This is a genomic window from Corynebacterium sp. KPL2734 (assembly GCF_040225595.1).
In the GTDB taxonomy this organism is placed as follows: Bacteria; Actinomycetota; Actinomycetes; order Mycobacteriales; family Mycobacteriaceae; genus Corynebacterium; species Corynebacterium rhinophilum.
Genome location: NZ_JBEHFO010000003.1, coordinates 180,246 through 205,259 on the forward strand (window position 1 = coordinate 180,246; position 25,014 = coordinate 205,259).

At 58.8% G+C, this 25,014-nt stretch carries 21 protein-coding genes and 3 pseudogenes; 16 read left to right on the forward strand and 8 right to left on the reverse strand.

Going from position 1 to position 25,014, the window contains the following annotated elements; all coding sequences use genetic code 11:
- The first annotated feature begins 47 nt into the window (after positions 1–47).
- Positions 48–635, forward strand: a complete 588-nt coding sequence (locus tag ABRP88_RS03490; RefSeq protein WP_284853555.1) for a YdcF family protein — start codon at positions 48–50, stop codon at positions 633–635.
- A gap of 11 nt (positions 636–646) precedes the next feature.
- Entirely contained in the window at positions 647–1,939 is a 1,293-nt protein-coding gene (locus tag ABRP88_RS03495; RefSeq protein ID WP_349836182.1) for a deoxyguanosinetriphosphate triphosphohydrolase, read from the forward strand.
- A 207-nt stretch (positions 1,940–2,146) separates the two neighbouring features.
- Here ABRP88_RS03495 and ABRP88_RS03500 read toward each other — a convergent pair whose 3' ends face one another.
- Both ABRP88_RS03500 and ABRP88_RS03505 read right to left on the reverse strand, forming a co-directional pair.
- On the reverse strand, positions 2,147–2,380 hold the full coding sequence (locus ABRP88_RS03500) for a hypothetical protein (RefSeq protein ID WP_284782361.1): 234 nt from the start codon (positions 2,378–2,380) through the stop codon (positions 2,147–2,149).
- Between the two features lie 2 nt (positions 2,381–2,382).
- Complete coding sequence (locus tag ABRP88_RS03505) at positions 2,383–2,805, reverse strand: guanyl-specific ribonuclease (RefSeq protein ID WP_284770286.1); 423 nt, start codon at positions 2,803–2,805, stop codon at positions 2,383–2,385.
- Between the two features lie 225 nt (positions 2,806–3,030).
- Here ABRP88_RS03505 and dnaG point away from each other — a divergent pair, with 225 nt between their 5' ends.
- The gene (dnaG, locus tag ABRP88_RS03510; RefSeq protein WP_349836183.1) at positions 3,031–4,950 is read left to right on the forward strand and encodes a DNA primase; all 1,920 of its coding nucleotides are present in this window, start codon (positions 3,031–3,033) and stop codon (positions 4,948–4,950) included.
- Between the two features lie 66 nt (positions 4,951–5,016).
- On the opposite strand, the gene ABRP88_RS03515 is transcribed toward dnaG, so the two are convergent.
- Positions 5,017–5,298, reverse strand: coding sequence for a hypothetical protein (locus tag ABRP88_RS03515; RefSeq protein WP_023023385.1), 282 nt, complete (start codon positions 5,296–5,298; stop codon positions 5,017–5,019).
- Between the two features lie 138 nt (positions 5,299–5,436).
- On the opposite strand from ABRP88_RS03515, the gene ABRP88_RS03520 reads away from it, so the two are divergent.
- Together ABRP88_RS03520 and ABRP88_RS03525 are read left to right on the forward strand one after the other, a co-directional pair.
- Positions 5,437–5,580: a hypothetical protein gene (locus ABRP88_RS03520; protein ID WP_284770288.1), complete on the forward strand. Its 144-nt coding sequence runs from the start codon at positions 5,437–5,439 to the stop codon at positions 5,578–5,580.
- Between the two features lie 125 nt (positions 5,581–5,705).
- Positions 5,706–6,992 (forward strand): acid phosphatase, encoded by a 1,287-nt coding sequence (locus ABRP88_RS03525; protein ID WP_349836185.1) that lies wholly within the window; start codon positions 5,706–5,708, stop codon positions 6,990–6,992.
- A gap of 46 nt (positions 6,993–7,038) precedes the next feature.
- Here ABRP88_RS03525 and ABRP88_RS03530 read toward each other — a convergent pair whose 3' ends face one another.
- Both ABRP88_RS03530 and ABRP88_RS03535 read right to left on the reverse strand, forming a co-directional pair.
- Positions 7,039–8,256 (reverse strand): acetyl-CoA C-acetyltransferase, encoded by a 1,218-nt coding sequence (locus ABRP88_RS03530; protein WP_349836187.1) that lies wholly within the window; start codon positions 8,254–8,256, stop codon positions 7,039–7,041.
- A gap of 9 nt (positions 8,257–8,265) precedes the next feature.
- Entirely contained in the window at positions 8,266–9,039 is a 774-nt protein-coding gene (locus ABRP88_RS03535) for an IclR family transcriptional regulator domain-containing protein (protein ID WP_284852239.1), read from the reverse strand.
- Positions 9,040–9,154: 115 nt separating this feature from the next.
- On the opposite strand from ABRP88_RS03535, the gene ABRP88_RS03540 reads away from it, so the two are divergent.
- Together ABRP88_RS03540 and ABRP88_RS03545 are read left to right on the forward strand one after the other, a co-directional pair.
- Positions 9,155–9,898 carry a CoA transferase subunit A gene (locus tag ABRP88_RS03540; protein ID WP_284770292.1) on the forward strand — a complete coding sequence of 248 codons (744 nt, stop codon included), beginning with the start codon at positions 9,155–9,157 and terminating at the stop codon, positions 9,896–9,898.
- The gene (locus tag ABRP88_RS03545; RefSeq protein ID WP_284852238.1) at positions 9,898–10,539 is read left to right on the forward strand and encodes a 3-oxoacid CoA-transferase subunit B; all 642 of its coding nucleotides are present in this window, start codon (positions 9,898–9,900) and stop codon (positions 10,537–10,539) included. Before ABRP88_RS03540 ends, ABRP88_RS03545 begins: the two co-directional genes overlap by 1 nt.
- A 74-nt stretch (positions 10,540–10,613) precedes the next feature.
- On the opposite strand, the gene ABRP88_RS03550 is transcribed toward ABRP88_RS03545, so the two are convergent.
- Positions 10,614–11,960: an MFS transporter gene (locus ABRP88_RS03550; RefSeq protein WP_284770293.1), complete on the reverse strand. Its 1,347-nt coding sequence runs from the start codon at positions 11,958–11,960 to the stop codon at positions 10,614–10,616.
- Between the two features lie 425 nt (positions 11,961–12,385).
- Between ABRP88_RS03550 and ABRP88_RS03555 the strand changes: the two genes are divergently transcribed.
- The 4 genes from ABRP88_RS03555 to ABRP88_RS03570 all read left to right on the forward strand — a co-directional run bounded on the left by ABRP88_RS03555 (position 12,386) and on the right by ABRP88_RS03570 (position 16,959).
- Positions 12,386–13,942, forward strand: a complete 1,557-nt coding sequence (locus ABRP88_RS03555; RefSeq protein WP_284796367.1) for a hydroxymethylglutaryl-CoA lyase-like TIM-barrel protein — start codon at positions 12,386–12,388, stop codon at positions 13,940–13,942.
- Positions 13,943–13,944: 2 nt separating this feature from the next.
- Positions 13,945–14,496 carry an acetyl-CoA carboxylase biotin carboxyl carrier protein gene (accB, locus tag ABRP88_RS03560; RefSeq protein ID WP_284770295.1) on the forward strand — a complete coding sequence of 184 codons (552 nt, stop codon included), beginning with the start codon at positions 13,945–13,947 and terminating at the stop codon, positions 14,494–14,496.
- A 17-nt stretch (positions 14,497–14,513) separates the two neighbouring features.
- Positions 14,514–15,890, forward strand: coding sequence for an acetyl-CoA carboxylase biotin carboxylase subunit (accC, locus tag ABRP88_RS03565; RefSeq protein WP_349836190.1), 1,377 nt, complete (start codon positions 14,514–14,516; stop codon positions 15,888–15,890).
- Positions 15,891–16,035: 145 nt separating this feature from the next.
- Complete coding sequence (locus ABRP88_RS03570) at positions 16,036–16,959, forward strand: DMT family transporter (RefSeq protein WP_284850034.1); 924 nt, start codon at positions 16,036–16,038, stop codon at positions 16,957–16,959.
- A gap of 75 nt (positions 16,960–17,034) precedes the next feature.
- Here ABRP88_RS03570 and ABRP88_RS03575 read toward each other — a convergent pair whose 3' ends face one another.
- Positions 17,035–18,087, reverse strand: coding sequence for a PDR/VanB family oxidoreductase (locus ABRP88_RS03575; RefSeq protein WP_349836191.1), 1,053 nt, complete (start codon positions 18,085–18,087; stop codon positions 17,035–17,037).
- Between the two features lie 404 nt (positions 18,088–18,491).
- Between ABRP88_RS03575 and ABRP88_RS03580 the strand changes: the two genes are divergently transcribed.
- The 4 genes and pseudogenes from ABRP88_RS03580 to ABRP88_RS03595 all read left to right on the forward strand — a co-directional run bounded on the left by ABRP88_RS03580 (position 18,492) and on the right by ABRP88_RS03595 (position 23,717).
- Entirely contained in the window at positions 18,492–19,868 is a 1,377-nt protein-coding gene (locus ABRP88_RS03580) for an oxygenase MpaB family protein (protein ID WP_349836192.1), read from the forward strand.
- A 33-nt stretch (positions 19,869–19,901) separates the two neighbouring features.
- The gene (locus tag ABRP88_RS03585) at positions 19,902–21,107 is read left to right on the forward strand and encodes an oxygenase MpaB family protein (protein ID WP_349836193.1); all 1,206 of its coding nucleotides are present in this window, start codon (positions 19,902–19,904) and stop codon (positions 21,105–21,107) included.
- Between the two features lie 122 nt (positions 21,108–21,229).
- Positions 21,230–22,603 carry an NAD-dependent succinate-semialdehyde dehydrogenase gene (locus ABRP88_RS03590; protein WP_284771325.1) on the forward strand — a complete coding sequence of 458 codons (1,374 nt, stop codon included), beginning with the start codon at positions 21,230–21,232 and terminating at the stop codon, positions 22,601–22,603.
- 404 nt (positions 22,604–23,007) lie between these two features.
- Positions 23,008–23,717, forward strand: a pseudogene (locus ABRP88_RS03595) (IS6-like element ISCef5 family transposase).
- A gap of 54 nt (positions 23,718–23,771) precedes the next feature.
- Here the strand turns inward: ABRP88_RS03595 and ABRP88_RS03600 are convergent.
- A pseudogene (locus ABRP88_RS03600) lies at positions 23,772–24,187 on the reverse strand (transposase); the annotation flags it as partial.
- A gap of 73 nt (positions 24,188–24,260) precedes the next feature.
- Here ABRP88_RS03600 and ABRP88_RS03605 point away from each other — a divergent pair.
- Positions 24,261–24,941 (forward strand): annotated as a pseudogene (locus ABRP88_RS03605) (IS1249 family transposase); the annotation flags it as partial.
- Positions 24,942–25,014 lie beyond the last annotated feature (73 nt).

Here is a 25,014-nt window from a genome sequence, read left to right on the forward strand (position 1 = left end):
GCCCAATCCGGAGAACCTCCTTCGCAGGCAGTAGGGTGGGAAGCATTGTGAAATACGTCGTTGTTTTAGGCACCGCGCAATACGATGGCCGCCCCTCCCGCATCCTGGCCGGGCGCCTGCGCCATGCCGGGGAGCTGGCCATTTCCCGCGGCCTGCCAGTGATTACCGTGGGCGGCCAGCTGCCCGGGGATCGGTTTACTGAGGCCGGGGTAGCTCGCGATTACTTGCGCGAGCACTTCCCTGAGCTGCAGGTTTCTGCCGTGGAAGAAGGCCTCGATACGCGCGAGTCCTTAGCTGCGGTTATCGATGCCCACGGGCTTGCCGATGCCATCATCGTCACCGATCCCTTGCATAGGTTGCGCACGTGGGTCATCGCCAAGCAGGAAGGGCTCAACGTCCAAGTGTCCGGCACGCCCTATTATCCCGCTCGGCGGTTTTCTAAGCCTTGGTGGCGCTACCTCGCGCACGAATGGGGCGGGTTGTTTTATATAGGTCTGTCCATCATTCTCTCTCCCCGGTGCGCGCGGGCTTGGAAAAGGCGCCTGTACCGCATCGAGCTGATGCTGCGGCCGAATCAGAAGCTGCGGCACGAAACGATGCAAAATAAAGACGCAGACCGCACGCTGGGGGAATAGACTAAAACGCCGTGTCTTATTCTTATGCTGCAGCTGATTTTGCCCGGCTGGCCGAAGAACGGCCTAAGGGGTCCACGATTAGCGATATCGAAGAACACCGCGGGGTATTCTCCCGCGACCGCGCCCGCGTCTTGCACTCGGCTGCGCTGCGGCGATTGGCGGATAAAACCCAGGTCGTAGGCCCACGCGATGGCGATACCCCGCGCACTCGCCTAACTCACTCGCTCGAAGTAGGCCAGATTGCCCGCGGCATCGGCGCAGGACTCGGGCTTGATCCGGATCTCTGTGACATGGCCGGGCTCACCCACGATATTGGCCACCCGCCCTATGGCCACAATGGTGAAAATGCGCTCAATGAGGTTGCACAAGGCGGTTTCGAGGGAAATGCGCAAACACTGCGCATCCTGACCCGCCTCGAGCCCAAAGTCCTAGTCGAGGACGCCGATGGCACCGCCCACAGCTTCGGTCTCAACCTCACCCGCGCCGCGCTCGATGGGGCCTGCAAATATCCTTGGACCAAGACCAATCCGGATGGCACCATCAACCGCAAATACGGCGCTTATGATGAGGACGCTGACCTTTTAGCGTGGCTGCGCGAGGGCCATAGCGATACGCGAAAGTGCATCGAGGCCCAGGTCATGGACTGGTCCGATGATATTGCCTATTCCGTGCACGACGTGGAAGACGGCATCATCTCCCAGCGCATTTCCTTGAACGTGTTGTGGGATTTGGTGGAACTAGCCCACCTTGCAGAAAAGGGCGCTGAGGCCTTTGGCGGAACTGCCGATGAACTCTTGGAAGCCGCCGATAGCCTGCGCAACCTCGATGTCATCAACGCCCTTGGTAATTTCGACTACACCCTGCGCGATTATGCCAAGCTGAAAAAGATGACCTCTGAGCTGGTGGGACGCTATGTGGGCGCCACCATCGGTGCCACCTCGGAGGCGAATGCCGAGCTCATCAGCGCCAATAAGCTCGGCCGCATGCACGGTGACCTGCGCGTTCCACCCTTGGCGCAGGCAGAGGTCAAGCTTTTAAAGACGATCGCCGTGCTTTATGTAATGGATGAACCAGCGCACTTAGCGCGCCAAGACCGCCAGCGCGAGCGCATTTACCGCGTCTACGATTACCTCGTGGCCGGTGCGCCCGGTTCGCTCGATGCCACCTTCCGCCTGTGGTGGGAGCAGGCCGATACCGACGCCGCCCGCGACCGTGCCATCGTTGACCAGATCGCCTCCATGACCGAATCCCGCCTCGAGCGGCTTGCCCGCCGGAGCGCTGACCTTTCGGGGTTCTTGGGCTAGTAGCTATACGGGCCGTGGGCTCGGTCAGATGGTTCCGGCAGCGGCCTTTCTCTAAAAGTGCAACCTCCGCTGCTATTTTTGAAGCGGAAAAGTGATAACTGAGGGCGCGCGATGCTCAGTTATAGCAGAGGACCTATAGCATCCGCGGAATGCCAGCATCTGCGGGGCGCCAGTATTCGCGGAGCCACAGCATCCGTGGAACAGCTATTAGCGTGCGAGCCTAACGCCTTCATCTTGGACAACGGCGGCGATGGCCGCGAAGTCATCCAATTCCATTTCCATATTGGCAGCCACGATGGTGGATACTTCATTCTTACGCAGGAAGTTAGCTAGATCCTCTAGGCTGCGCGGGCCACAATCCACACATCCATGGGTGCGTCCTAAGGCATTGAAGAAATCCGTACGGGTACGGATGGGTTCCGTAATTAAAATGCGGTGCACTATTAATCCTCTGCGTCCGGGATAGAACAGAATGTTTGGTAATGGTCGTCGGTGTAGTACCACACATCGGGGTCGACTTCGGTGCCGCCGCCGGTGACGATGCGCCTCGATCCGCGATGATTACTGCCAGGGGTTTCTACCGTGTACTCGCGGTAATAGTCCTGCGCCTGCTGGGGGAGGACGCCTTCATAATTGCCAAAATGGGAATTGTCTTTGTCGGGATAGTCATAAGGGCCGCCGGCGAGAATATCGTCTGCGGTTTCTTCGGCCTCGCTGGGAAGGGAAGAAATTGCGCAGGTCTCATCCGTTGACGTTGCATCCTCGTTACCGCCGAGGTCGAAGCCAAAATAACTAGCGCCTGCGACGATGGCGAGTCCACCAAGGGCCACTGGAAGCGATTTCTTAGACGCTTTGGACTTGGACATGGCCCCTATTGTTGCAGGAAATATCGCGAAAACATAAACGTCCACCGCGTCAAGAGCAATATCCAAAATTGCCCCGTCCCGGGGGTGGGAATACTCGGCGAAAGGCTGCCCCACATGTGGGTAAAACACGGTGATTCTGTGTACTTATTGAGCGGGACAACCCAATGCGACCATCCTGGCTTTGGCGGTTGAGCATTCGATAAATGGGCGGGGTAGTCTGTAGCCATGGCAAAGGGCAGAATTCCGGACAGTGATATCCAAGCTATCCGTGAACGCGCGCCTTTAGAAGAAATCGTGGGCGAATACGTGCAGCTCAAACCTGCCGGGCATGATTCTTTGAAGGGCTTGAGCCCTTTCAAGGATGAAAAGACGCCGTCCTTCCACGTCCGCCCGCAGCGCGGTTATTATCACTGCTTTTCCACCGGTAAGGGTGGCGATGTATTCAGCTTCCTGATGGAGATGGAACAAGTCTCTTTTCCGGAGGCCGTGGAAGCTGTGGCGCAGAAGATTGGCTACCACATTAATTACCAGGGTGGCTCGACCGGTGCCCGCAATGAGAAGCCGGGTACGAGGCAGCGGCTAATCGCGGCGAATAAAGCGGTGCACGAGTTCTACCGGAAGCAGCTGGAAACCCCAGAGGCGGCAACGGCGCGCAATTTCTTGCTGGACCGCGGGTTTAGCCGCGAGGTTATTTATGATTTCGAGTGCGGGTACGCTCCGGAAGGTTGGGACACCGCCACAAAGCACCTATTGCGCATGGGTTTTTCCTTTGAAGAGCTAGAGGCAGCCGGCATTTCCAAGATGGGAAAGCGCGGTCCCATTGACCGTTTCCACCGCCGGTTGCTGTGGCCTATTAAGGATCTTTCCGGCAACGTCATTGGCTTTGGTGCGCGCAAGCTCTTTGATGATGACAAGCTGGGCAAGTACATGAATACGCCCGAGACCATGCTTTATCACAAGTCCAAGGTGCTCTTTGGGTTGGATTTGGCCAAGCGCAATATCGCAGAAGGCCACCAAGCTGTGGTGGTGGAAGGCTATACGGATGTGATGGCCATGTACGCGGCAGGCATTAAGACTGCCGTGGCCTCGTGCGGTACGGCCTTCGGTGGGGAGCACCTGCAGGTGCTGCGCCGGCTCATGCTGGATGATTCCTATTTCCACGGCGAGCTCATCTACACCTTCGATGGTGATGAGGCGGGACAGAAGGCCGCGATGCGTGCCTTTGACGGAGAGCAGAAATTTACCGGACAATCCTTCGTCTCGGTGGCCCCAGACGGCATGGACCCGTGCGATCTGCGCCTTGAAAAGGGCGATGCCGCGGTGCGCGATCTGGTGGCAGACCGCATCCCCATGTTTGAGTTCGTCATTCAGTCAGTAATTGCTGATTTCCGGATCGATACGGCCGAAGGCCGCTTGCAGGCTTTGCGGCGGGCGGTGCCCATCGTCGCACAGATCCGTGACCAGCCCCTGCAGCGCGAGTACGCCCGCCGGCTTGCCGGCTGGGTGGGTTGGAATGATCCGGAAGAGGTGCTGCGCCAAGTGCGCGCGGAGGCAAAGAAACCGAAGAAGGCGGACAAGCCGACGATTCGCCGCTTTGATAATGCCCAGCAACAACCGGCGCAGCAAGACGTGCCCATGATCCATCCGCCAAGCCCAAAGGAGACCCACCTGTGGCCGCAGCGGGAGGCGCTGAAATTGGCCTTGCAGATGCCAGAGGTTGTTGGCTCGTATTTTGATGGCATTACTGCCGATGCCTACACCAACGACGCCTACCGCATCGTGCGCCAAGCGATTTCCGCCGTGGGCGGGGCAGACAAGGGAGCCACCATGTCCGGGGTGGATTGGATTGCCGCCGTTGCCGGGGAAATGCAGGATCTTACGGGAAGGAATTTCGTCTCCGAGCTGGCAGTCGAGGCCATCCTGCCCACGGACGTGGGCGCAGAAAAATATGCGGATTCCGTACTCTCGCGGCTGCAGGAAACCGTCGTGGGTGATCAGATTGCGCAGCTGAAAGCCCAATTGGGCCGAATGCGGCCAACCGATGATGAGGCAGGCTATAACTCCGTATTCGCAGACCTCATTGCCTTGGAGCAGGCTCGCCGCGAGCTCAATGATCGCGCCTTTCGCGGTACCCCAGGTATATAAAAACCCCGGGCAAGCACTCGAGCGCTAGTTCAGGCGCTGCCCGGGGAGGGGTTTGCGGGGAAGGCTTTAGTCCTCATCGGGTTCATAAATCCGGTCGGCCTGTGGAGCCTGGTTCCCGCGAGCCTTGCCTTTGCCACGGCGCTTTTCAGAAAGGTCGTGGATTTCGCGCATGCGTGGCTCTGGATCCAGGCGGTTGGCTACCATCTTGCGCGCGGAACGCACCGCAGATTTGGTGGCGGGGGAGTTGACGGTCTTTTGGTAGGCGCTTTTCATTTGGTGGTAGCGCTTGCGGCCCGCCTTGGTGCCAAATACGTACCCTGCGGCGGCGCCGAAGACGAATTGGATCATTATTGACTAATTCCCCTTTATTCTATGCGAGCAAAAGTTCTTCTCTAGCTTACCGCGTATGTACGCTTTCGCGCCGAAATCGCCCGCTGGAACCGCCTTCCTGTTTTCATTGGCACCTATTCGCGCTAGGTTGAGTTAATGAGTCTTCATCAGCAGCGAGATTCGGCCATGGCCGCCGCAGTGGCATTTGCCGCGCTCGCCACGGCTGGCTTGTCCGCGCCTGGTGCTGAACCGTCCGAGGAAACACGGTTCTGGGTGGAGCAGGCTGGGGACATCGATTAGCTTGAGCGGTCATATAACTATTTGTTTAAAAAAGCGCTGAATAAGGTTAGTGCGCAGTTCATACTTCCTTAACGTTAGCTGGTTAGTGTGCAGAGGAAATCACTTCTAGCTGAAAGTTGCGATATATGACCCGTATTTTCAATCGTGGTGTTTCGCGTCGAGTACTTGCTCTCGGAGCGGCCGCCAGCTTCACCGTTGCTTCCTTTGCACCCGCTGCGCAGGCGGGTGAGCTTTCGTCCAAGGTGCCGCAGGTACAGGGTTCTAGCAGTGGATCCAGCATTGGCCCTTCTCCTGTGCAGCACCCAGGTGCGCCGGTTCCTCAGCCCTTTGGTGTGGACTATCTTGTGGGCTTTGAATCCGATATTTCGTCTTACCAATTTGGCAACTATTGGCAGGTTGTCCGCGGGTTTGACCAGATTAAGCACCAGCCAGAGGTCCTTGAAGAAAACATGGATAAGGTAGTGGCCATTAACAATGCGGCTGCCGATGACCCTGAGCTGATCGCCCGTGCGCAATCCGATGCCAAGGCAAGCTCCGGTGGGATGCTAGAAGCCATTTCGGACTCCATGGGGGAGAGCCTGGGCGGTGCATTCCGCGAAGCCTTGGCAGAGCATCGACTGCCAAAAACACAGTACCTGCTGGGCAATGGCTACGCCGCCCGTGCAGGTGGACTGGCTAGCTCCACCTTCGCAGAAAAGTACTACTTCCGTTATGACCGCCCATTCGTGCAGGCACCCGAGGCTATTAACCGCTACGAAGATGAGTCGAAGGATCTCTATTCCACCTCGCCGGCTTTCCCCTCCGGGCACACTAACCAGGCAACGTGGATCACCACTTTGATGGCCTCTATGCTTCCAGAGGTAGGCCCGCAATTAATGCTGCGCGGCGCCGAAGCAGGAAATCACCGCGTCGTTCTGGGTGTGCACTACCCATTGGACGTCATTGGTGGCCGCATGACTGGTCAAGCTGCGGCGGCGGATCGTTTGAACGATGACCGCATGCGCGATGCATTGCAGCAGGCTGCGCAGGAAATTCGTGAAGAGATTCAGTGGCGTACGGGCAAATCTGTAGAAGAACTCGTCGCACAGGATAAGGCCGATGGCAAGGAATACCGGTCCACTACAGACGCTGTAGACGAATACACGGATTTCTTGGATTATGATTTCACTCCAAGCAATCCGACGGATGCGCCGATGGTCGTTCCGCAGGCCGCCCCGGTACTACTCGCCGCTTCACACCCGGACCTGACTCCGGAACAGCGCGCCGAGGTGCTACGCCAGACCGCACGTCCTGCCGGCAATCCATTGGATTGGCAAGGCAAGGACGGCTCCTGGCAGCGGCTTAACGTGGCCCGCGCCATGGCGGCGCAAGTCAATGTTAATGCAGATGGCAGCGTGAGCGTCCAAGGCTAGCTTGGTCGCCCGCCTCCCGATACCGCCTAGGCCCTCACTGCGAGGACTAGGCGGTTTCGATTATGGCGGCAAGGCCCTGGCCGCCGCCGATGCACATCGTGACTAGCGCGCGCTTGCCGCCGGTGCGGCGCAGGTGGTGCGCGGCGGTAACCACGATGCGGGCACCGGTCGCGCCCACCGGGTGGCCCAGCGAGATGCCGGAACCGTTGGGGTTGAAGCGAGGATCTTCGGGGGAGATGCCCCACTGATCTAGTACCGCGAGGGCTTGGGCGGCAAAGGCCTCATTGAGCTCGATGAGGTCGAGGTCATCGAAGGTGAGATCGAGGCGCTCCATGACCTTGCGGGTGGCCTCAACTGGGGCGATGCCCATGCGCTCTGGTTCTACACCGGCCAGCGCCCAGCCCTTCACGGCCACCATTGGCTCGAGGCCGAGCTCGTCGGCTTTTTCACGGGTGGTCACGAGCACGGCGGCGGCGCCGTCGTTCTGGCCGGAGGCGTTACCCGCGGTCACCGTGGCCTCGTCGTCCTGCTTGCCCATCACTGGGCGCAGCTTGGACAGCTTTTCCACGCTAGAATCAGCGCGCACGTGTTCATCCTTGTCCACGATGATGGGATCCCCCTTGCGCTGGGGGACGGAGACGGGGACGATTTCGGCATCGAAAAGCGCCTGCTCTTGCGCGCGTGCGGCGTTGTGGTGGGAACGCACCGCAAGCTCATCTTGGTCCTCGCGCGACAGGGAACGCTCGCGGCGGAGGTTTTCGGCAGTTTCGATCATGCCGCTGGGGATGGGGTGGTTTTTGCCACCGGCGGTTTCGCGGGCCTCCTGGAGGCGATCGCGAAAGACCATGTTTCCGCCCTTAGCGCCCCAGCGAATGTCACTGTCCACGGTGTATTCGGTGCGCGACATGGATTCGGCGCCGCCTGCGATGACCACCTCGGCTGCGCCGGTGGCGACGTGGGCGGCGGCGGTGACGATGGCTTGCAGGCCGGAGCCGCAGCGGCGGTCGAGCTGCATGCCGGTCACGGAGACTGGCAGGCCTGCATCGAGTGCGGCGACGCGGCCGAGGGCAGGCGCAGCCCCGTTGGGGGAGGCTTGGCCGAGGATAACGTCATCGATGATGTTCGGGTCGATGCCGGATTCTTCCACGATGGTGGATACCACCAGGCTGGCCAGATCCTGGACGGGGACGGATTTCAGCGCGCCGCCGTACCGGCCGACCGGGGTGCGCTTGGGGTAGCACAGGACTACGTCTTGGGTTTGCATGGATTCTCCTTAGGAAATTTCGGTAGTAGTGAGATCGTGGGAAATGGCCGCGCACGTAGTGAGGAGCTCCGGGAGGATCTGCGCGGTGAGATCTTGGGTGGAATACACGGAGGTCTGGGTGGAAATGTTGATGGCCGCCACTGCGCGTCCGGTGCGATCCCGGATGGGAACGGCAATGGAGCGCAGGCCGATTTCTAGCTCTTGATCCACAATGACCCAGCCGCGCCGCCGCACCTCGCCGAGGCGGGCTCGCAGCGCGTCCTGGGATACCAGGGTATGCGGGGTGACCTGCTCGAGCGGAGCGGTGGTGGCGAAATACTCATCCAGCTCTGCCGGCGTTAAATCGGCGAGTAGCACCTGGCCCATGGAGGTGGCGTGCGCCGGGAAGCGCGTACCGATGGTGATATTGGTGGACATGATGCGGTGCGCTGCGGCGCGGGCGATATAGACCACGGTGTCGCGGTCGAGCACGCTCACGGAGCAGGACTCATCGAGTTTGGTGGATAACTCCCTCAAATGGGGCTGGGAAATATCCGGCAGGCCCAAGCTCGAAAGGTACGAATAGCCCAGTTCCAAAATGCGCGGGGTGAGCCAAAAATCTGAGCCATCGGTGCGGGCATAACCTTCTGCGACAAGCGTGTGTAAAAAGCGACGTGCGGTGGCGCGCGCTAAGCCTGTGACCTCGGCAACCTGGGCCAGTGTTTGCCGCCGACGTTCGCCATTGAACGAGTGAATGACGTTGAGTCCACGGGCTAGTGATTGCACTACGGGGGTGTCTGCCACGGTGTGTCCTCCAAGCTATTTTCAGGGTTAAGTGGCCCAGGTCTCTTTAGTGTACCCGATAATGTTCGCATTCTGAACCCTTGTGCTGTCTGTGAACCACACGTAGTCTAAGGCCATGTTGAATAAAGTCATAGCCTCAGTAGAGGAGGCCGTCGCGGATATCCCGGACGGTTCCTCCATCGCGGTGGGCGGATTCGGCCTTGTGGGTATCCCGGCGCAACTCATTGCTGCGCTGCGTTCCCAAGGCGCGAGCGAGCTCACCATCATTTCCAATAACCTCGGTACGGATGATTTTGGCCTAGGCCTGCTGCTCAAGGATCACCGCATTGCCCGCTCCATCGGTTCCTACCTGGGAACCAATAAGGAATATGCGCGTCAGTACCTCGAGGGTGAGCTCACTGTCGAGTTCACCCCGCAGGGTACCTTGGCAGAGCGCATGCGCGCCGGTGGCGCGGGCATTCCAGCCTTCTATACCAAGGCTGGCGTGGGCACGCCGCTTGCCGATGGCGATATCCCCACCCGCTACAACCCCGACGGCACCATTGCGGAGACCTCCGCACCGAAGGAAACCCGCGAGTTCAACGGCGAGCTCTACGTCATGGAAGAAGCCCTCACCCCAGACTTCGCCTTCGTCCACGCCGCTCGCGCGGATCGCTTTGGCAACCTCGCTTTTAATAAGACCGCCCAGAACTTCAACCCCGATGCGGCTAAATCCGCCGATATCACCATCGTGCAAGCGGAGCAGCTGGTAGAGGCCGTTCCGTCCGCTGAGGTGGATGTGCCCGGAATCTACGTAGACCGCGTAGTGGAAGTGGGCAAGCAAGAAACCGGAATCGAATTCAGGACGGTGAGCAAGTAATGACCTGGTCACGCAAAGAAATGGCGGCACGCGCCGCACAAGAACTGGACAATGGTGACTACGTCAACCTGGGCATCGGCATGCCGACGCTCATCCCCGGCTACCTGCCGGAGGGCCGCGAGGTGGTCCTGCACTCTGAGAACGGAATCTTGGGCGTTGGTGCCTACCCCGAAGAGGACAAGGTGGATCCGGAGCTAATCAATGCCGGTAAAGAAACCATTACCGAAGCCCCTGGTGCATCCTTCTTCTCCTCGTCCGAGTCCTTTGCCATGATCCGCTCCCGCGCCATCGATGTTGCGGTGCTCGGCGCCATGGAGGTATCCCAGTTTGGCGACCTAGCCAACTGGATGATCCCCGGCAAGATGGTGAAGGGCATGGGCGGTGCGATGGACCTAGTGCATGGAGCCAAGCGCATCGTGGTGATGATGCAGCACGTATCCAAGCACGGCGATTCCAAGATTCTGGCGGAGTGCCAGCTGCCGCTGACCGGCGCTCGCTGTGTGGATCTGATTATCACGGATCGCGCCGTATTCACCGTGGACGAGCTGGAGGGCCTGACGCTTATCGAGGTCGCCGAGGGCGAAACCGAGGAGTCCATCCGCGAGGTTACGGACGCACCCTTTAAGGTAGCGCTCGACTAATTAGTTGTGGACGTGAAAAATCGCCACTTCCCGGGAAAGACTGGGAAGCGGCGATTTAGTGTTCCGTGAGTGGATTAGACATCGCGCAGGTCTACGCCCTTGGTTTCAGGCAGGATGTACATGCTGATAAGCGTCAGGATGCACAGTGCGACGACGTAGAAGCCGGAAGCCCAAGTAAGGCCGTGGGCCACGAACCACTGGTAGATATACGGTGCGGTACCGCCGAAGACGGCGACAGACAGCGAGTAGGCCAGGCCGATGCTGCGGGTGCGCTGAGCGGTGGGGAAGACCTCAGACATGATGGAGGACAACAGCGCGCCGCCGGCAGCAACGATGACTACGCCGATGGTGGAGGCCACCAGCAGGGTCCAGGGGCGATCATCGATGAAGTTCATCAGTGGAATCTGCAGGATGGCTAGGCCAATGGCACAGATATAAATGACGGGTTTGCGGCCGATCTTATCGGACAGGCTGCCCCACAGCGGGAGGGCGATGAGACCAGCGGTCTGTGCTGCCACGGTGACCCAATAAGCACCCTGAGTGGACATGCCCTCGTGGCTAATGGCGTAGGTGGAAACATAGGAGGTCCACGTGTAGTGCGAGGCTGTAACGCCGGAGACCATACCCACGACGAGCAAGATATTCTGCCATGCCGGGCGGGCAACCGAAGCCGGCTTTTCCGAGTTCACGGACTTCTTGGTGCGCTTCGGAGCCTCAACGGTGGGCTCGGCGCTATCGATTTCCTGGAAGTGATCCGATTCCTTCATGTGGCGGCGCAGGTACAACGCGATCAGCGCTGCGACGGCACCCAAGAGGAACGGAATGCGCCAGCCCCAAGCACCAATCTGCTCGTCCGTCAGGACCAGCGAAATGCCGCCGCCCAAGACGTAGGCGATGACCGAACCGCCGAAGATGGAGACATAGACCATGGAACCCCAGCGGCCGCGGTGGGCGTTTGGAGCGATCTCGGGGATGTAGCTATTGGCGGCTGCGGATTCACCGCCGTGTGCAAAGCCCTGCAGCACGCGGATGAAGAGCAGGCCGACAGAAGCCCAGATGCCAATGGATTCGTAGGTGGGCAGCAAGCCGATGAGGACGGAGGCGCTGGCCATCATGATGATGGTGGTCATCAAGACGGTCTTGCGGCCGCGCTGGTCAGCGATGCGGCCAAAGATAATGCCGCCCAGCGGGCGGACCAAGAAGCCAACGGCGAAAACACCGAAGGTGGCAAGCAGTGCGGAAGCAGGATCGCTCTTGTCGAACATCGCCGCGGCGATAAATGGGGCGAAAACCGCATAGGAGCTCCACTCGTACCATTCAAGGACCTGGCCGGTCAGGCTGGCTGCGAGGGATTTGCGGTCCGTTTTGGTTGAGCCCGATGGCGAAGTGGGTGTGGGGCTCGGCGGGGCGGTAGAAGTCAATGTTCCTCCTAGGGATAGGTCCGAAATATTGAAGAAGATATTACGCACATCACACTTCGATTAGTCCGCGATGTGGACCACGAAAATCCCAGCACTATCGAGGTGGATTTGGTTACTGACTAGAAACTGCATGTCTTCCACCACTTTTTAGGGGAGGAGGCCGAAAAAACTACGCGTTCGCCAGGTGAACAGTAGTGCGCACTGTGATCCCGTATAGGGGTATTTGGGCAAATTCTTTGCCGTGACGAGCTTGGAATTCGCAGGAAAAGGACATTTCTGGCCGAAATTCCAGCACCGAGAATTTAGGTGTGGTGTAGCGTGTGAGCCACGACACGGAAGGTTTTCGAAGAGTCTTGAACCACCAAAGTGAACCATCACTGTGAACCAACCGAGTCTTTCCGGAGCCACACCCTAAGGAGGGATTTATGACTGCTCTTAGTCCCGAGGAACTAAGCACAGAAGGCCTCGCCGAAATCATGGCCGCGGGCGGACGCCCAGCCGATAGCGAGCGCAAGATCAACATCATCGATACCACCCTGCGTGATGCGCACCAGAGCATCTGGGCCACCCGCATGACCACGAGCCACATCCTTTCGCTGTTGGATGACATCACCAACGCTGGTTTCGAGCACGTGGACTTGGTAGCGCCCATCCAGTTCGACGTCTCCGTGCGCTACCTCAAGGAAGACCCGTGGGAGCGCGTTCGCCTCGTGCACGAGAACGCCGCGCCGGGCACCAAGTTCCGCGCCCTCATTCGTTCCAAGAACCTGGCTTCCTTCGACTTCCTGCCGGATGACGCCATCTTGAACTGGACCGAGCGCCTCTACGCCAATGGCTTCCGTGTGATCGGCTCCTTCGATGGCTTGAATGACATCGACAACATCGACCAGGGCCTCAAACTGGCCAAGGAACTCGGTGCCGAAACCTTCGGCGCATTGTCCTACTGCTTGAGCCCAGTGCACACCGATGACCTGTACAAGCGGAAGGCCACGGAGCTGCTCGAGCGCACCGATGTAGACCGCATCATGCTGAAGGACGCCGGCGGCCTGCTTACTCCGGACCGTTTGAAGACCCTCATCCCGGCGATCCGCAGCTCCATCGGTGACGTACCGCTCGAGGTTCACACCCACTCGCTGACCGGACTGTCGCCCCTTTCCTACCTCTTCGCGGCGGAATTGGGCGTGGATTCCATCCACACCTCCATCGCTCCTCTGGCTAATGGCCCAGGACAGCCGGCCACCCAGGCCTTGGTGCGCGACCTTCGCGCACTGGGTTACACGGTGGACGTCGACGATGAGCGCATCGATTCTGCCAGCGAGCGCATTCAGGAAATTGCCGATACGGAAGATAAGCCAGTAGGCGTTCCGCGCGCATTCGATGGCCTGCACTACATGCACCAGCTACCCGGCGGCATGCTTACCAACTTCGAATCCCAGCTGGAAACCGCTGGGTTGGGTGACCGCTTCGAAGAGCTGCTGTACGAGGTAGCTCGCGTCCGTGAAGAGCTCGCATACCCCATCATGATTACGCCGTTTGCCCAGTTCGTGGGTACCCAGGCCGTCATGAACGTGATGACGGGTGACCGTTACTCCGTGGTCCCGAACGAGATTAAAAAGTACGCCTTGGGTTACTACGGCGAGCCGCTCGCCCCGCTGGACCCAGACGTGCTGGAGAAGATCATGGCCAACGGTTCCTCCGAAATCACGGAGGAAATCCCAGAACTCAAGCCGGTTCTGCCGGACCTGAAGAAGGCTCACCCGGACGAGGACATCGACACCCTGCTGCTTCGCGTGATGTTCGCCGGCAGCCAGGTCGATGAGATGAAGCGCTTTGTGGCCGAAGGCCGCGGCGGCGAGGGCGAAGGCGTCAAGGGCGGCGTCCTTACCTCCCTGGTACAGCAAATCTACGACTCTTCCGATACCACCGACTTCCACCTCAAGACTTCCGACTTGGAAATCAACCTCACCAAAGGAGAAAAGTAATCATGACTGATTCCACCAACTTGCACGACCTGAAGTCCCTGCTGAAGTGGGCCAACCTTTCTGATGACATCCAAGAGCTGCAGATTAAGTACGGCGATGTCGAGCTCGCGATGTCCCGCACCCCGGGCGGCCTGAACCGTCCGGCGCCGGTTCCGGAAGCCGCTCCGGCCGCAGCTCCAGCAGCAACACCAGCACAGGAAGCCGCACCGGCTTCCGCGCCTGCCGCTGAGCCTGAGTCCAAGCCTGCTTCTGCACAAGAGGAAGCACCGAAGGAAGAGCCACAGGCTTCCGGCTCCGGTGAGCCGTCCGCAGAGGGCGAGACCGTTAAGGCTCCCATGGTCGGTACCTTCTACGCTGCTCCGAAGCCGGGCGCAGATCCGTTCGTCAAGGTCGGCGACGAGGTCGAGGTTGGCCAGGTGCTGTGCATCGTCGAGGTTATGAAGCTGATGAACAACATCGAGTCCAAGGTTGCCGGCACCGTGAAGGAGATCCTCGTTGATAACGAGGACGCCGTGGAGCACGGCCAGCCCATCATGGTCATCCAGCCGAAGTAATCGACCTGGAGGAAAATATGTCAGATCTATTAGGTAGCGTGCTCATTGCTAACCGCGGTGAGATTGCGCTTCGCATCATTCGCGCCTGCAAGGAATTGGGCATCAAGTCCATCCTTACTTATTCCGAAGGCGATAAGGACTCCTTGCCGGTAAAGCTCGCCGATCAAGCAGTCTGCATCGGCCCAGCGAATGTCTCCAAGAGCTACAACAGCCCCGAGCTGATTATTTCTGCCGCCATGGCATACAAGGCGGATGCCATCCACCCGGGCTATGGCTTTTTGTCCGAAAAGCCGGACTTTGTCCGCATGGTGGAAGAAGAAGAGATTGGCTTTGTTGGCCCTTCGGCCGAGCACATCGGCTTGATGGGTGACAAGATCGCGGCTAAGCGCATCGCCAAGTCCGCCGGTGTTCCCACCGTGCCGGGCTCCGACGGCGTGGTCACCGAGTTCGATGAGGCCCTGGAGGTTGCCCGCGAGACCGGCTTCCCGCTGCTGATTAAGGCTGCCGCCGGTGGTGGTGGACGCGGTATGCGCGTCGTGGAATCCGAGGACACGCTAGAAAAGGACCTCAACGAGATCATGAACGAGGCTGAGTCCGCGTTCAATGACCCGTCGGTCTACATCGAGCGCTTCTTGACGGATATCCGCCACATCGAGATTCAGGTGCTGGCAGATGGCGAAAATGCCGTCGCTCTGGGAGAGCGCGACTGCACTTCGCAGCGACGCAACCAGAAGCTCATTGAGGAAGGCCCTTCGCCGGTGCTGACTGATGAGCTGCGCCAGGAAATGCAGGAAGCCGCGATTAACCTGTGTAAAGAGGTGAAGTACAAGAACGCCGGAACTATCGAGTTCGTCTTCGATAACACCGAGGATAAGTTCTACTTCATCGAGATGAACACCCGCATCCAGGTTGAGCACCCCGTAACGGAGATGATCACCGGTGTGGACCTCATCAAGGAGCAGTTGCGCATTGCCTCCGGGCAGAAGTTGTCCATCACCCAGGATGATGTGGAGATTCGTGGCCATGCCATCGAGTGCCGCATCAACGCCGAGGATCCGAACCAGAACTTCGCGCCGCGGCCGGGCAAGATCGAACACTACCGCGTGCCAGGTGGTTTCGGTGTGCGCATGGATACCCATATCGAAACGGGCTACACCATTCCGCCGTTCTATGACTCCATGGTGGGCAAGCTCATCGTATGGGCAGAAGACCGCGATGAGGCCATTACCCGTATGCTGCGCGCCATCGACGAGCTGCAGGTAGAAGGCGTTGTCACCACGGCGCCATTCCAGGCCATGCTGTTGGACAGTGAAAAGTTCCGCAGCGGCGAGTTCAACACTGGTTATGTTGCCAAGCTGCTGGAAGGTACCGACTCCATCCCTACGGATGACTAAACCCGGCTCCTTCTAGCGAGAGAGTGCAGGTTCCGCTTTGTGCCGGCCTGCACTCTTTTGCATTTTAAGTCTCTAAAATTACATCTCTATGTCACGCCTAGTCCCAGGCTTTGCTTAGACCCAAACCTGTGGGGAAGGAAAAACAATGTTGGTTATCGCCGCCATGCTGGTCGGCGCCATCGTCCCGGCGCAAACGGCCATTAATACGCGTCTGCGCGAGTCCGTGGGCTCGCCCATCGCCGCCGGGTTCTTCTCCTTCATTATCGGCTTTGCCGTCTCCGCCATCCTCGCGCTCATTGTCACCGGTGATGCGATACCGGACCTAGCGCTGGCGGCTGCGCAACCGTGGTGGGTGTGGCTCGGCGGCTTTATGGGCGTGGCCTTCATCGTGGGAAATATCCTGCTCTTCCCGCGCATCGGCAGCGTAGAGACCGTCATTCTTCCCATCTTGGGCCAGGTAACGATGGGCCTAATTTATGACCTGACCGGCCTCTTTGAATCGCCGTTGGTGCCGGTCGGCCCGCTGCGCGTCCTCGGCGCGCTCATCGTTGTGGGCGGCATCGCCTTGGTATTAGAAATAGGCCGGGGTGCCGTCACCACGCGCGCGCAAGCCACCGGGATTTCGCTGTGGCTGTGGCGTGTCTTCGGTGTGCTCATCGGCATGGGCTCCGCCACCCAAACCGCCGTCAACGGTTACCTGGGAGGTGCGTTGCATAGCCCCATGCCCGCCAGCGTCATTTCCCTGGGCGTTGGAGTGATTCTATTGGCCCTGCTCACCCTGGGGTGGAAGGCTCCCCGTCGTGCCCTTTTGAGCGGTATCGCACCCGGGCCTTGGTGGATGTGGCTCGGCGGTGTGCTCGGCGCGCTCTTTGTGGTGGGAGGCGCGACGCTGTCGCCCATGATCGGCACCGGCACGACGGTTATCGGCTCACTGGTGGGCTCAATCATTTGCGGCCAGGTCATTGAGTCGTTGGGCTGGGGCAATGCCGAGCGCGGCCTGCCGCCGGTACACCGCATCATTGGCTTGGTCTTGGTCATCATCGGTGTGATTATGGTGCGCGCCCTATAGGGAGGTGCTGCGCTTGCCGATGCCCCAATTTTCCCAGCCCAGCTTCCTCGCTCGAGCAGCGTATGGGGGCTGGGTTTATTGCCGCCAGCGCTCCAAGGTGAGCTTGGGGCTTAGCGCGCGGGAGACGCACGGGGCGAAGGCCCCATCGGCATACATTTGCGCGTCATAGACGGAATCGCGGTGATCTGGTTCGCCGTCGACCACGCGCATGATGCAGGTGCTGCACGTGCCTTCCAGGCAGCGCGATTTTACGGGTAGATCGAGTTCCTCAAGGACCTCTAGGACCGTCTTATTCTCTGGGATTTCTACTGTCTCGCCGCAAAATTCTACTTCGAACGGGCCGTCGCCGGCTCCGGCGTTTTTCTCACCGGACAGTGCTTTTAGATCGGGGTGGAAGTTCTCCCAGTGAAAAGCGTGCTCGGGTAAATACTCGAGCGCGACTTCTTTCGCGGAATCCATGAAACCTTGCGGGCCGCAGACATAAAAGGCCGTCTCCTTCGGCGCTTGGCCCAGCAGATGCCGGTGGATATCTGCCTGCTTTTCGCGTGATCGGCCAAAGACCTCAATGAGCTTATCGCCGCAGGTTTCGCGCAATTGCTCGAGCAGCACCGCATGGTGTTCATCGCGTGCGAAAAAGAGCACGATATACGGCTTGTTCTCGCGCTCGAGGGATTGGGCCATCGAGAGCATGGGGGTAATGCCCACGCCGGCGCCAACCAAGACGTAGTAGCCGGCGTGTGCCACGAGCTCGAAGTTATTAAATGCCTGCGAGATTTCAAAGCTATCTCCGCAGCGCAGTTTGAGCATCGCAATCGATCCACCCGTGGAGTTTTCCTCCCGCTTTACCGCGACGCCGTACGTTGGCCGTTTTTGTTGGCCAGCGGCAGGAGTAGAGGAATCGGTCAGCTCAAAAACCGAGTATTGCCGGGTAAGCATCTCGCCATTTGCTCCCTGGAGGGTGATATCGACGTGGCAACCGGGGGAGTATTCAGCAAGCGGAGCATCACCGTCCAGCGAAAATTCGATGACCGCAAGGTCATCGGCTACGGCGGTGACGTTTTGCACCGTGGCGGTGGTGGAGGGGGCATCGGCAAGCTGGGGTGCAGGTTGGGAAGGAGAACTAGGCATAGGGGTGAATAGACCTCGCTTTCGTGGCTGTGGTTCATTGCCAATTCACTGTATGTAATGCACATCATGGTACAGCCTAAAGGGAGATACAGGTTACAAAAGCGTTCGCATAGCGGACACGTGTGCGCTTAGTACACCTGTATGGGGTGAGCAGGCAAAAGGTTTGCAAAATCTGCCAAGGTTGCCATTTTTGCTATTTGCGCAGGAGAGGATAGGTGCTGTGAAGGCGGGTGTAGCGGCGGTTCTGACACCCGGTAATTTCCCGGAAAATTGGATACAAAATTCATTGCAGTGGAGGGCAATGTCTCTATAGGCTTACGGGTACAGCTAAATGGTGAACTAGACCACATAATCAGGAAATGTGTGTGGTGTAGCACCAAGATTGGAAAGGTTGTTCACTCCCCATGACTGCTCCCACAGATACTTCTGACGTTGCCAACACGTCGCAGGCGGAACCAAAGGTTCTGCCCATGTCCGATAATCCCTATGAGGATTTCCGCTACTTCTACCGCGATGGCATGGACCTGCGCCCGGCGCCGAAGCGTCGCACCGCGACGCCAGGCTGGTCGGAGCTTCGGCACAATGTCTTTGACTCCTGGCACACGGTAGAAGATGAGTGGGCAGGCTACGATAGCCTGCAAACCAAGCTTCTCGATGACCACATGTGGCAGACCGACGAGACCGGTGAAAAGCTGGCGCAGGCCTTCCGCCGCGACGGCGCCAAGGAATCGCGCGCCAAGTTTGAGCAGGCGCTCAACCACGGCATCGAGACGGTAGAGAACCCGGCCCCGGAACTGGTGGACTTCTTTAAAGAGGTAGACCGCATTCCGGAGTGGCTGGATCTCGAGGCCGCAGAGCGCGGCCGCGTGGCCTACTACAACGTCACACGCACCTCAGAGGTTCTGGCTATTGCCTTCGCGTACTGGGCCACCACGATGGAGGACCGCACGTCGGCGGCCACGGGTGAGACCGGGATGTTCGAGTTCAAGGCCATGCAGCGCTCTATTGAAACTGCGCAATTCTTCACGGACTTGGGCAAGAAGGACGTCTTTGACCGCTTCGGTGAAGGCCGCAAGGCTGCCGTGCGCGTGCGCCTGCTGCATTCCCAAGCTAATCGCGGCTTGGAGAAGATGTGGGGCAAGGAGCACTACAACGAATTCGGCCGGCCAATTGGCTCCAGCTTCCTGGTCTCCGGTGAGGGCTGGTTCGGGATGATGCCACTGGCCATCGACGAGCGCTTTGGCCGCCCCCACTCCGGCCAGGACTGGGACGATGTGGCCCAGTACTGGGGATACATCCTTTATATGATGGGGGCCGAAGAGCGCCTCATCCCCAAGACTGGCGATGAAATGCGCAAGATGACGGATTTCATCTACGCCAATGGCGGGTATTCCTCCACCTATCACGAGCGCGTTGCCACCGCGTTGATGAGCATTCTCGAAACCATCCACCCGCTGGTCCCCAATGTGGCTTTGGGTGCGCTGACCACCATCTGCGGTGTGGAAGACACCAAGTTTATGGTCAAGGGCACGCGTTGGGAAAAGGTGAACCTCAAGCCGTGGGCCCTGCTCTATCAGGGGGCAGCGCGGGCAGAGGCCAAGGTTGCCCGCCTGCGGGACAAGTTGCCGGGTGCGCAAAAAGCAAAGATTAAGCGCGCTAATAAGAATAAGCCGCCATGGTCCGATGTCACCGCGGTGATTAAGGCGCACATCGCGAAAAACGAGCCAGAGACCAAGTCCGATTACACGCTGCACGATGACTCTAAAGAAGCTCGCAGCTAACCCATCTCCACAACATTCTCAGAGGAGAACACCATGACCACCAATATGTCCCTAGGCACCGTAGGCGAGTGGCCTGCCGGTCGCGGCGATAAGGAAGAATTCATCGCCTCCTTTGGCAAAGAGCGCGCCGACCGCTACCACGAGGCTTTCTGGAAGATGGACCCAGTAGCCGATGCGCTATTTACCAGCGGCCACACGGTCAAGGAAATCATGCCTAACCTGCGCGATGCCCTTGCCCGCGGCACCGCCAACGAGGACACCTTCCCCGAGGTTGCCGCCCTTATTGAGGACATGACCAAGGCACTTGACGGCATCGACGCCGAAAAGCTGGAGCGCGGCCGCCGCGTCTACCTGTCCATCCCGCCGCTCAGCCACGGCCTAGCGCTGGGCCCAGGTTCGCTGGTCCACACCTATTCCACCCCGGCGATCGCGGACCTGCTGGTCAACACCGGTGAGCTTACCGATGGCGCCGTCAAGCGCCTTGCCTACACCACCAACTGGACCTATTCGCTCTACCTGCCGGATGCGCTGCAGCCCGGCGGCGAAGGCTTCATCCACACCGGCATGGTGCGCGCCATCCACGCTCACGTGCGGCGCGTGCACACCCGCAAGGAGTTGGACTACTCCCACTACGGTGCACCAATCAGCGAGTTCGACATGCTGCGCACCTGGTTCGACTTCACCTATATTCCGTACGCCGGCCTGCGCAACATGGGTTGGAAGCTCACCGCGGAAGAGGAAAAGGACGCGTTCTACCTGTGGAAGATTACCGGGCGCATGCTGGGCATTTCTGCGGACCTTTTCGAAGGCGAGGATGGAGTAGAGGCCTCCCAGGAGACCATGGATGCCATCCACACCGTCGACGGCGAGATCAACGAGTCGGCCCGTAAGCTTGTCGATGCCCTCATGGATGGCTTCGTCGTCAACGCCAAGGAGCTCACGGGCATGCCCGATGACACCCTAGCGGACTGGACCGCCGCGCACGTGCGCATCATTCACGGCGATGAGGTCGCCGATGCCTGCGGTGTGGGCAACTCGGTTATGCGCCCCATCCTGGAAATGGAGGCACCGCTGGTGCAGGAACGTTTCGATCTCCTCCGTAAAGACCCGGAGGCTCTCGAGGCGGAAATCCAGAAGAACGAGGAGGCGGTGCGCCAGATGCTCACCCGCGATGCCACCTACATGAAGCAGGATGAGGGTATCAAGATGAAGGATGGCTCGGTCGTCGCGGCCTCCTAAACAAATCACCCACATTCATGGGTGACGCAGTTAATAAAACTTAAGTACTCTTGTGGCAGGCGAACACAGAGTGTGCTCGTCGCCACATTAGTTCCAAGAATCCAATTAGAAAGGGAACAATAATGTCCAAGGATTATGCAGTAACTAACCCCGCTACCAACGAAGTAGTAGAGAAGTTCGACACCTTTACCGATGAGCAGATTCAAGAGGTGCTGGCTAAGTCCAACGAGGCTTTCCAGACCTGGCGCGAGACCTCCATTGAGGAGCGCGCCAAGATTGTGTCCCGCGCAGCGGAGCTGCTCAAGGAGCGCAAAGGCGAGCTGGCCAAGATTGCCGCAGAGGAGATGGGTAAGTCCACCCCAGAAGGCGAGTGGGAAATTAACTTCTCCGGCGACATCTTGCAGTTCTACGCAGACAACGCCCCAGAGCACAACAAGGATCAGCCGGTTGACGTGCCAGGCGGTAAGGCCACCCTCCGCCGCTTGCCTATTGGTACCCTGCTGGGCATCATGCCCTGGAACTACCCCTTCTACCAGGTTGCCCGCTTCGCCGGCCCGAACCTGATGAACGGCAACTGCATCATCCTGAAGCACGCCGAAATTACCCCGAAGTCTGCTGCAGCCATCGAGGAGATTTTCCGCGAGGCTGGCCTGCCAGAGGGCGTGTACATCAACGTTTACGCTGACCACAAGCAGATTGAGGAGATCATCGCGGACAAGCGTGTCCAGGGCGTATCCCTGACCGGTTCCGAGCGCGCTGGTGCCGCTGTGGCGGAGATCGCCGGCCGCAACCTGAAGAAAGTTGTGCTGGAGCTTGGCAGCACCGACCCCTACATCATCCTGGATGCAGCCGATGTCACCAAGGCTGCCGAGGAAGCTTGGGTCAAGCGCATCGAGAACGTTGGCCAGGCTTGCACCTCCAACAAGCGCATCATCGTCATGGAAGACATCTACGATGAGTTTGTCGATGAAATGGTCCGTATTGCAGAGGGTATGAAGCAGGCTGACCCAACTCAGCCGGGCGAGAACCAGTATTACCCAATGTCCTCCCGCGAAGCAGCAGAGAACTTGGATAAGCAGGTCAAGACCGCTGTGGACAACGGCGCTAAGGTTCGCACCGGCGGCAACCTGCACGAGACCGCTGCGTACTACGAGCCGACCGTGCTTACCGATGTCCCCGTTGGTTCCGACTCCTACTACGAAGAGTTCTTCGGCCCAGTAGCAGAGATCTACAAGGTTTCCTCCGAGAAGGAAGCCGTAGAGCTGGCCAACAACTCCAACTACGGCCTGGGCGGTGCTGTCTTCTCCGATGACACCGAGCGCGCCACCAAGGTTGCTGACCAGATCGAGACCGGCATGATTCACGTCAACTTGGGCCAGTACTTCTCCCCAGTACTGCCATTCGGTGGCGTCAAGAACTCCGGCTTCGGCCGCGAGCTCTCCGTCTTCGCACTGGACGAGTTCGTGAACAAGCAGTACCTCTACATCAACGACTAATCGTTCGTTGACGCTCGCTCAGCGCTTCCTGCGCCTGCAGTGAGCGCATAGAGTGCAGTAGGGAAGGGGCCTAGCCTTGAATGGCTAGGCCCCTTTTGCTGTCCGCAGTGCCGGTTAAACCGCTGCGACTTTCGGAACCTGGCCTAAACTCAAGTTGTGTGACGCATGCGAAAAATCCCGCTCAGCGCGGGGCTGGGTGGGATGTAGTCTGCTCCTCCAACTGGGGTCGAACAAGTTACAGTTATAAACCAGGATAAACAAGAGGTGGTGAGGCGTCGTGTCGACTAGTGCAGGAATCACTACCGATGCTCCCGTTGGTCGGGTGCTGACGATTTTGTCTGATCTTGATAGGTGCTGTTGCAAAGTTCGGGCGACAGGAAGGCCTGCGTGAAATAATCACAGCCATGGGCATCTTCTCCGGTCGTCATTTCCCCGTGAAATCATCCTGTGGGCGGTCCGGTGGTACTGCCGCTACGGGCTCAGCTACCGCGATCTGGAAGAAATGATGACCGAACGCGGCGTACCGGTCGATCACAGCACCATCTACCGCTGGGTCCAGAAATATGCTCCTGAGCTGGACAAGCAGACCCGGTGGTACCGACAAGTCCCGGATTGGCAGGCCCGGTCCTGGCGGGTGGACGAGACCTATATCCGGGTCGGGGGAAAGTGGTGCTACCTCTATCGGGCCATCACCGCGGGTGGGCATACCCTGGATTTTTACCTGTCCCCAAAGCGTAACGTCGCCGCAGCGAAGCGTTTTCTGGCCAAGACCTTGAGGTCGAACACGATAACCGGGTTCCCGCGGGTGATCAACACCGATAAAGCACCCTCCCTGGCCAGGGCAATCGCCGAGTTGAAGTCAGAGGGAATCTGCCCGCAGACCGTGGAACACCGGCAGGTGAAATACCTCAATAACGTCATTGAAGGAGATCATGGGCGGCTGAAACGGATCCTCGGACCGAAGGGGGCGTTCAAAAACCGGACCTCGGCGTACCGGACGTTGAAAGGGATGGAAGCGATGCACTCATTACGGAAAGGCCAGGGCGCGATGTTTGCCTACGGGCAACCGAACCCGGATGCGGTGATCGTCAGCCGGGTGTTCGAGGCTGCCTGAGAACGCCGACCCGCAGCGAGCATCAGAGGATGAAGACTGGGTCGTCACGGCTCTCCGCCTGAAGTTTGCAACAGCACCCTTGTAAAACGAGGAACGATTCAGCTTTAACACGTGGCACATCCGCTTGACCGAGTACTCGGTTCGGTGGTCATAGACAAACTGGAAGCGGATCACCAGCGTGTCTCTTCGGCAAAATATTTCGCGGCCTTACGCAGGATGTCGCGTTCTTCGCGCAGCTTAGAGACTTCTTTTTCCAGCTGACGGATTCGCGCAGAATCATTCGCCGCTTGGGCTTGATCGTGCACGGCCTTCGTGCGGGCACGTTTGCCAGTGCCGTACTTTTTGACCCAAGAATGTAGCGAGGCACGGTTGATACCGAGCTCAGCTGATGCTGAGTTCAGCGAGAGATCCTCGTTGTTCTCATAGAGGGCTACGGCATCGCGTTTGAACTGTTCGGAGTACCTGGACATGGTGGTAGATTACCTTTCTTCCCAGCTCGACTGGGCTGGATATCAGGTGTCCACCGAATAGGGGTCAGGTCCGCACTGGACCAAACACGAAACAGCCCACGCATACACGCAGCTACTTCGCAAAATCGCCGAACCACTCTGCGTCGTCCTCGACGGCGGACAAGGCGCACTCACCGCGATTAAAGCCTGCTGGCCAAACGCGATGATTCAGCGTTGTCTCGTCCATGCACAACGCGTCATCCGCCGCTACACCACCTCACGGCCGCGCACCGACGCCGGCAAAACCATCTACGCACTGGCGCTGAAACTAACCCGTGTCACCACACTCGAACAGGCACGGGAGTGGACGCTACGTCTGCACGACTTCGGTCAGGTATTCAAAACATTCCTCAACGAGAAAACACCCGTGCCAAAAGAACGCCGAACACTCAATAACCAGTGGGAATGGACTCATCTGCGAATACGCAAAGCCTACAACTCACTGCTGCACCTATCGCGCAACAATTGGTTGTTTACTTACCTTAAGCCACCACCGAATGCGCTTGATCCTAAACGCTGGGCTTCAACGACAAACAGTCTTGAAGGCGGCATAAACGCCCAGCTCAAACGCATCGCCGATGCGCACCGAGGCAGGTCAGGGGAACGGCAACGAAAAATGCTCGAGTGGTACCTCCACACCAAAAAGCAACTGCCTGACGATCCGCTAAATATCGCCAGGCAGTGCAATTATGGCCAAGATCAACTCGCCAAAGTGGGGTTGCCCGCAAATCGTGGACACGTAGTTAAGCTGCTTAGGGGTTAAGCAGCGGCCTTCTTATTACCATTTT

What these genes read in the sequence shown, in the direction of transcription:
- ABRP88_RS03580 (WP_349836192.1), top strand. Translation starts at nt 18,492, where the DNA reads ATGACTGCTCCCACAGATACTTCTGACGTTGCCAACACGTCGCAGGCG.
- ABRP88_RS03570 (WP_284850034.1), top strand. Translation starts at nt 16,036, where the DNA reads ATGTTGGTTATCGCCGCCATGCTGGTCGGCGCCATCGTCCCGGCGCAA.
- accC (WP_349836190.1), top strand. Translation starts at nt 14,514, where the DNA reads ATGTCAGATCTATTAGGTAGCGTGCTCATTGCTAACCGCGGTGAGATT.
- ABRP88_RS03575 (WP_349836191.1), bottom strand. Translation starts at nt 18,087, where the DNA reads ATGCCTAGTTCTCCTTCCCAACCTGCACCCCAGCTTGCCGATGCCCCC.
- ABRP88_RS03530 (WP_349836187.1), bottom strand. Translation starts at nt 8,256, where the DNA reads ATGCAAACCCAAGACGTAGTCCTGTGCTACCCCAAGCGCACCCCGGTC.
- accB (WP_284770295.1), top strand. Translation starts at nt 13,945, where the DNA reads ATGACTGATTCCACCAACTTGCACGACCTGAAGTCCCTGCTGAAGTGG.
- ABRP88_RS03545 (WP_284852238.1), top strand. Translation starts at nt 9,898, where the DNA reads ATGACCTGGTCACGCAAAGAAATGGCGGCACGCGCCGCACAAGAACTG.
- ABRP88_RS03585 (WP_349836193.1), top strand. Translation starts at nt 19,902, where the DNA reads ATGACCACCAATATGTCCCTAGGCACCGTAGGCGAGTGGCCTGCCGGT.
- ABRP88_RS03515 (WP_023023385.1), bottom strand. Translation starts at nt 5,298, where the DNA reads ATGATCCAATTCGTCTTCGGCGCCGCCGCAGGGTACGTATTTGGCACC.
- ABRP88_RS03520 (WP_284770288.1), top strand. Translation starts at nt 5,437, where the DNA reads ATGAGTCTTCATCAGCAGCGAGATTCGGCCATGGCCGCCGCAGTGGCA.
- dnaG (WP_349836183.1), top strand. Translation starts at nt 3,031, where the DNA reads ATGGCAAAGGGCAGAATTCCGGACAGTGATATCCAAGCTATCCGTGAA.
- ABRP88_RS03540 (WP_284770292.1), top strand. Translation starts at nt 9,155, where the DNA reads ATGTTGAATAAAGTCATAGCCTCAGTAGAGGAGGCCGTCGCGGATATC.
- ABRP88_RS03555 (WP_284796367.1), top strand. Translation starts at nt 12,386, where the DNA reads ATGACTGCTCTTAGTCCCGAGGAACTAAGCACAGAAGGCCTCGCCGAA.
- ABRP88_RS03505 (WP_284770286.1), bottom strand. Translation starts at nt 2,805, where the DNA reads ATGTCCAAGTCCAAAGCGTCTAAGAAATCGCTTCCAGTGGCCCTTGGT.
- ABRP88_RS03590 (WP_284771325.1), top strand. Translation starts at nt 21,230, where the DNA reads ATGTCCAAGGATTATGCAGTAACTAACCCCGCTACCAACGAAGTAGTA.
- ABRP88_RS03525 (WP_349836185.1), top strand. Translation starts at nt 5,706, where the DNA reads ATGACCCGTATTTTCAATCGTGGTGTTTCGCGTCGAGTACTTGCTCTC.